Source organism: Streptomyces sp., from assembly GCF_035644915.1.
In the GTDB taxonomy this organism is placed as follows: domain Bacteria; phylum Actinomycetota; class Actinomycetes; order Streptomycetales; family Streptomycetaceae; genus Streptomyces.
In genome coordinates, this window is the sequence record NZ_DASQNP010000001.1 from 1 (window position 1) to 5,914 (window position 5,914).

Annotated in this window: 6 protein-coding genes; 4 read left to right on the forward strand and 2 right to left on the reverse strand. The window is 70.5% G+C overall.

Annotated features, from left to right (window positions below; translation table 11 throughout):
• A partial coding sequence (locus VE546_RS00005; protein ID WP_324916144.1) for a helix-turn-helix domain-containing protein occupies nucleotides 1-389 on the reverse strand: 389 nt, incomplete at its 3' end.
• A gap of 754 nt (nucleotides 390-1,143) precedes the next feature.
• Nucleotides 1,144-1,575, reverse strand: coding sequence for an ATP-binding protein (locus VE546_RS00010; RefSeq protein WP_324916147.1), 432 nt, complete (start codon nucleotides 1,573-1,575; stop codon nucleotides 1,144-1,146).
• Nucleotides 1,576-1,956: 381 nt separating this feature from the next.
• On the opposite strand from VE546_RS00010, the gene VE546_RS00015 reads away from it, so the two are divergent.
• The 4 genes from VE546_RS00015 to VE546_RS00030 are packed head-to-tail and all read left to right on the forward strand — an operon-like array spanning nucleotide 1,957 to nucleotide 5,496.
• The gene (locus tag VE546_RS00015) at nucleotides 1,957-3,675 is read left to right on the forward strand and encodes a YwqJ-related putative deaminase (protein ID WP_324916149.1); all 1,719 of its coding nucleotides are present in this window, start codon (nucleotides 1,957-1,959) and stop codon (nucleotides 3,673-3,675) included.
• Nucleotides 3,676-3,699: 24 nt separating this feature from the next.
• The gene (locus tag VE546_RS00020) at nucleotides 3,700-4,173 is read left to right on the forward strand and encodes an SUKH-3 domain-containing protein (RefSeq protein WP_324916152.1); all 474 of its coding nucleotides are present in this window, start codon (nucleotides 3,700-3,702) and stop codon (nucleotides 4,171-4,173) included.
• Nucleotides 4,166-4,555 carry a YwqJ-related putative deaminase gene (locus tag VE546_RS00025; protein ID WP_324916155.1) on the forward strand — a complete coding sequence of 130 codons (390 nt, stop codon included), beginning with the start codon at nucleotides 4,166-4,168 and terminating at the stop codon, nucleotides 4,553-4,555. Before VE546_RS00020 ends, VE546_RS00025 begins: the two co-directional genes overlap by 8 nt.
• Nucleotides 4,552-5,496, forward strand: coding sequence for an SUKH-3 domain-containing protein (locus VE546_RS00030; RefSeq protein ID WP_324916157.1), 945 nt, complete (start codon nucleotides 4,552-4,554; stop codon nucleotides 5,494-5,496). Before VE546_RS00025 ends, VE546_RS00030 begins: the two co-directional genes overlap by 4 nt.
• Nucleotides 5,497-5,914: the final 418 nt, after the last annotated feature.

Genomic DNA, 5,914 nt, shown 5'->3' on the forward strand with positions numbered 1-5,914 from the left:
CGCCGCTTGTACTCCATCAGCGATGACGCCGGAATCCTTCGGTGTTTGCCGACCTTGCGGTACTCGATCTCTCCGGCCTGTAGGAGCCCGATGAGGAATGGCCTGGAGACATTGAGCAGGTCGGCCGCTTGCTGAGTGGTGAGTTCCGCGTTCTGCGGGACGATGGAGACGCTGCGGCCGGCGGCCATGTGGGCGAGCATGGTCGCCAGTAGCTCCACCGCTTCTCGTGGCAGTGTGAGCGGTTCGGCTCCCTCGCCTTCGACCGTGACGTCGATCTTGTGGGCGTCACGGTGCTTCTCCAGGTAGCTGCGGACCCGGGACAGGGCGCGATTGGCCGTCTCCGTCTCTTCTGGGGGGAGGCGGACGGGGCGGATGTCTGTCTTGCTCATGTGTGGCTCCCTTGGGTGCGGGTGGATGCCGACAGGGGCCTTCTTCGACACTCTTCCATTATTCGAAGCATACGAAACAGTCGCAACAAACGAATGGCTTGATTGCGTCTGTTCGCCTCTGTCACCAGGAAGAACGGCCTGATGCTCGCTCTCTTGTGCGGGGATTGACCCGGGGTTCCCACACGTCTGAAGAGCGGTGCGGGCGCCCACCGCCGCGCACGCGGCGGGCATGGCGGACGCCGTCGGCCTTTCCCCGTCACCCCGGGTGCCGTGGTGTTCCGGCGGTCACCTGTGCCGGTGGGCCCCGTCGCGGTGGGCGATGCGGGGGACGTGCACCCGCCGCCGGCGGTCGTGGACGGTGCAGACGGCGCGGTGGTCGCCCACGCGCAGCCGCCGCCCGCTTCCGTACGAGCCGAGCAGGGCCGTGGTGCCCGGCGCGTACGGGTCCGTGAGCGGGCCGGTGAGCCCGCCCAGGGTGCGCAGGGCCTGCTCCCGGCCGGTGGAGCGGAGACGTTCGCGGGCGGTGGCGGTGAGGCGGACGTCGTAGCTCGCCGGGCGCGCTCCAGCGTCTCGCGCAGCACCATGTCGAGGCCGTACGTGAGCTCGTGGAGGGTGCCCGGGACGGCGCGGCGGTCGCCTCGTCCTCCAGCAGCCGGAGCCTGCGGGGGACGCCGAGGTGGGCACGGGCGGTGCGGGCGGGCTCGCTCGTCGTCTCGGGCATGTCCATGTGCGGTGCTGTTCGTACGGCGGGGAGTCAGGACGTGAGGACGACCTCGGCCCAGACCGTCTTGCGAGGCGGCGGGCCCGTCTCGACGCCCCAGCGGTCGGCGAGCGCCTCGACGAGCAGCAGCCCGCGCCCCGACTCGGCATCGGTGGGCACCGGCGGGCGGGGGACGGCCGGGCAGCGGTCGCCGCGGGCGTCGGCCACCTCGATACGGAGCACGGCCCCGCCGGTGACGCGCAGGCCCAGACGGAAGTCCCGGCCGCGGATGCGCCCGTGGAGGACGGCGTTGTTGGCCAGTTCGGCGACGAGCTGCGCGGCCGTCTCGGAGGGCAGCCCCCACGAGGCCAGGTGCGCGACCGTGAGCAGCCGGGCCAACCGGGCGCCCCGGCGGGTGGGGGAGAGCAGCACGGCGAACTCGCGGGCGGGAGCGGGCTTCTCGGGGCGGGTGGTTTCTGGGCTCACGTGACCCAGCGTGGTCACCCGTATCCGTGCCGCGCCAGCGGCGGCGGCCGAGCAGGAGACGCTTGTCCGGCCCGTGGTCCCGGCCGGTGCGAGCGGTGCGGGGTGACATGCCGGAGGCGGACGGTGTTGAGGCCCCGGGGATTAGCGGGGCACTGCCGTGAACAGCTCGATCACGAGCGGGACGGCACGTGCCGCCGGCAGGACACCTCACGGTGCGCGAGGCATCGCCCCGGCGGCGGACGGAACCGGGCGATGGGCGGCCGGGAGCGGTCACCGGTGACGGGGGTGTGACATTTATGGGTCTGACCTGCGCCTTCCGGTGTGGCACAGTGTTCGGGCGAGCGCAGACCGAACGCACCTACATACGGGGGGAGTTGGGCCGTGGGGTACGTGCTGCCCGAGGGCGCGGACGCGATGCTGGACCTGATCGGGGTGGGCTGGCCCAACGTCGATGAGGACGCCTACCGCGACATGGCCAAGGAGCTGCGGGACTTCGCCGACGACGTCGACGAGGACGCCGCGGCGGCCCACCGCGGCGTCCAGCGGCTGCTCTCCTCCGGCGACAGCGAGGCCCTGGACGCCCTGTCCCTGTACTGGGACAAGGTCAAGGGCAAGCACCTGAAGGACCTGGCCGATGCGGCCCGGGTCTTCGCGGGCGCGCTGGACGCGGCGGCCACCGTGATCGCCGGACGCAAGGCGGTGGCGGTCGGGGAGCTGGCCGCCCTGGCCGCCTCGGTCGGCATCGGCCTGGCCGCCGCCCCGTTCACCGCCGGGCTGTCCACCCTGCTGAGCGCGGGCGCGATTCAAGCGTGCCGGATCGCGGTGAAGCGGGCCCTGAAGGAGGCCGCGGACCTGGCGGTGGAGGAGATCGTCGCGGCGATGTCCGAGCCGGCGGTGGCCGCGCTGGAGGGCATGGCCGCCGAGCTGGTGGTACAGCTCGCCGCCAACGGACTCGGCGTCCAGGACGGCGTCGACATGGACAAGGTGGGCGACGCGGGCAAGGAGGGCCTGAAAGAGGGCCTGCACCTGGCCTCCGCCGACGGCATACCGCACCTGGGCGGGCTGCTGGGCAAACTCGACATCGACGAGGGCGAACACGACCGCGCCGCCCTCAACCTCAACGGGGTGAGCACCTCGATGAAGGGCCGCACCTCGGGGAAGCTGGGCACCGCCCGGGGGCACCAGAGCCGCACCCGCGGCAAGGACGACATCGCCAACCTGGTCAACGAGGTCGCCGACCGGGGCATGGCCGCCCTGGAGAAGGCCACCAAGCAGCTCGGCGACCACCTCGGCGGCGCGCTCCCCAAGGGCGTGCGCAACATCGCCGGCACGCACCAGGCCAACGACCGGCACACCAAGGAGAAGTTCGACGGCATCAAGGTCCCCGACGCCACCGACGGCAAGGGAGACAAACCGGGCGGAGGCGGCCCGGGCGGCCCGCCCAACGGCGGGGGCGGAGACGGAGGCAACGGCAACCGGCCCGAACGCCGCCCCATGAACCCCCAGCCGGACTGGCACGGGCGCAGCGCCGGAAAGATGCGGCACCACCGGGGCGAGGCCCTGCATGTGGACCACCTGTCTCCGGCAGAGCGCACACAGGTCCTGGAGGAGGAGTCGCTGAATCTCGCCAACGCGGCGCGCGACGAGCCGGTCAGGGAGAAGGGGGACTACCCGGTCGGAAAGGATCGGCTCACCAAAGGTTGTGCGGGTAGCCTTTTGCACGACGGTGTCATCACATCGCACACGAGCACCACTCAGAAACACGGCATGAAATTCCCCGAAACCCATCCCGCTGTCGCGGACGCCTTGAAACAGGCGGAGGCCGAGATCACGGCAAAAGGGCTGAAAAATGGTGCAGGCCATGGGAAATGTGCGGAGGTCTCCCTTATCTCCGACCGGCTGCATCAACTCGATCCCGGCGGAACAAAAATCCGTACGATGGAAGATGCGCGCGAAGCGCTGTCGGGGGCCATGGTCCATACTCGGCAGATCGGTGATTCCAGAACCTCCGAAGGGAGGCTCCTCCACGGCGATTACAAGCCGCCGTGTACTTCCTGCGAACACATGCTCCCCCTTCTCGGAGTGACCGCCCACAGGTGAACAAAAGGAAAGGACACAGGAGCGATGAGATACCCTACGACTCGGCAGGAGGCCGAGGCCTGGTTCCGGCGGTACGGCTGGAGCCCGGAACGGGACATCGGCGCCGAGGCAGACGTGCTCATCCGGAAGGCTCAGGAGCAGGCGGCCGACGACGGGGTCACCCTCACGCCTTCGGAGCATGCACGGGCCTTCGTCCGGAACTACGGAGGCCTCAAAATTTTCTTTCGCGAAAGTCCCGAGAACTACTTTGTTGCGAAACCGGAACTTCCCTTCGAAGGAGATGCCGAGGAGATCAAGGAGCTCTCCGAAGCATTGGGGGAGGAGCTCTTCCCGCTGGGGTACGACACCTATGACGGCGCCGCCCTCCTGGTGGACGGCAGGGGACGCTACTTCCTCCTGCACCACACCGGCAACTACTACCTGGCCGACGACGCGTTGCAGGCCGTTTTGAACTTTCTGCGGGGGGACACCCAGGATGCGGAGGACTTCTATGCCTGACAGCGTGCCCGGCGTGGCCGCCTCCCTGCTCGTCCAAGGCACGGTGGTGAGCCAGACCAACCTGACCGGGGAAGGGGAGCCGGACCTGCACCCGGCGGTGCGGGAATTCTTCGACGCCCTCCCCGCGGAACTCAGGGAGCCGTTCATCGGCTACTGCGCCGAATCCGCGCTGATCTCCGACCAGTTGTGGCGCCTGGACCAGGAGCGCGGGGACGGCCGTACGACCACTCTGGACGAGGCGCGTCCGCACTTCGAGGGCTCGGCGATCATGTCCCGGAAGATCCGCGAGCACGGCGACCCCGAGCACGGCAAGCCCGCCCCGGTGTGCCGCTCGTGCACGGCCCTCCTGGAGCGGCTGTCCGTGCAGATCCTGGGCGGATGAACTTGGAGTATCCAGCCCTGAGGGCCAGCGGCTGGCGCCCCGGCCGGGACGTGCGGGAGCAGGCGATGACGGCGCTGCTGGAGGTGCTGAGCGTCGTCTCCCTCAATCCGGGCCCGCGGTCGGCTGGGTGGGAGCTCTTCGAGGCCGCGGAGCGGGCGCTGTGCGAGTTCCACGGCCTGCGCGTCGCCCCTCTGGGGCCGGGGGAACGCGTCGCGGCCACGGGAGCCGTCGTTGATCCCTCCCTGGCGCAGCACGCCCACCGCGCCTTCGGCGAACTGGCGGAGGCGACCGGCACGCGGCTCTTCCCCTTCGGCCGCACGGACGGCGACTCGTTGCTCGCCGTGGACGAGACGGGCCGCCTCTTCGCCGTGGACCACGGCGGATGGTGGCTGCTGGGCGACTCGCCGGGAGTCGGCCTCGAAGCGCTGGCGCAGGGGCACGCGCCGGTCCGGCTGGAGTCGCGCCAGTGGCACTGGAGCCTTCCCCGGGACACGGACGATCCGGTCGGCAGCGCGCTGCGGGCGGCCATGGTCGCCGTCTACGTCCTGCACCGCCACGGCATCTACAGCTCCACCGCACTGTGCGCCCGGGTCACGACGCTGCGCGGCTTCGGGGTGGTGGCGTTCGAGAAGCGGTTCGGCCTGCACGCCTCCTCGCTAGAGGACAACGCGGACATCCTGGCACGGGAGATCTCCGAAGCCCTGGGAGAGGCCGGTGTCGGCCTGCACGGTGCGGAGCTCGCCGTCTCGCCACTCCGGCCACCGGAGGCGGCCATGCCCCTGGCGTCGGTCGACTGCCGGGTCTCCGTGGACGGCGCGACGGGCACCGCGCCCCTCTCGCTCGCCCTGGCCGCCGGCCCCGGGGCGTCCATCGGCTCTGCCGGGGAGTCCGTGTCGGCGGCTGCCCGCGCGTTCGGCGCCTACGCCTCCCGTACGCCCTGACCGCGCCGCCCCTCAACGCGGCAGGACATCGTACGGGGTGACGCCGTGGCGGGCGCGTAGCCGCCCGGCCTCCCGCAGGGCGGTCCGGAGGGTGGCGGATTCCCCGACAAAAGCGGAGTTTCCGGTTCGGGTGATTTCCTGCTTTTCCACTACTCAACGCACCTGCCCCTTACATAGCGTGACCAGTGGTGGCATTCGCGCAGCCGGCGGTTGTACGGCCGCCGACCGGTCCTGTGCGGCCGGTACGGCGTGACAGGCCCGGAGCAAGCGCCGTTGGACACGGGCACGACGAAGGGGCAGGTGCACACATGACGCTGAACAACGACGGCACGGACCACACGGACCACGCCACCGACGGCGCGGACGAATCGTGCTGGGAGGAGGAGTGGGACGACGAGTACGGGCCGGTGGTCAAGGC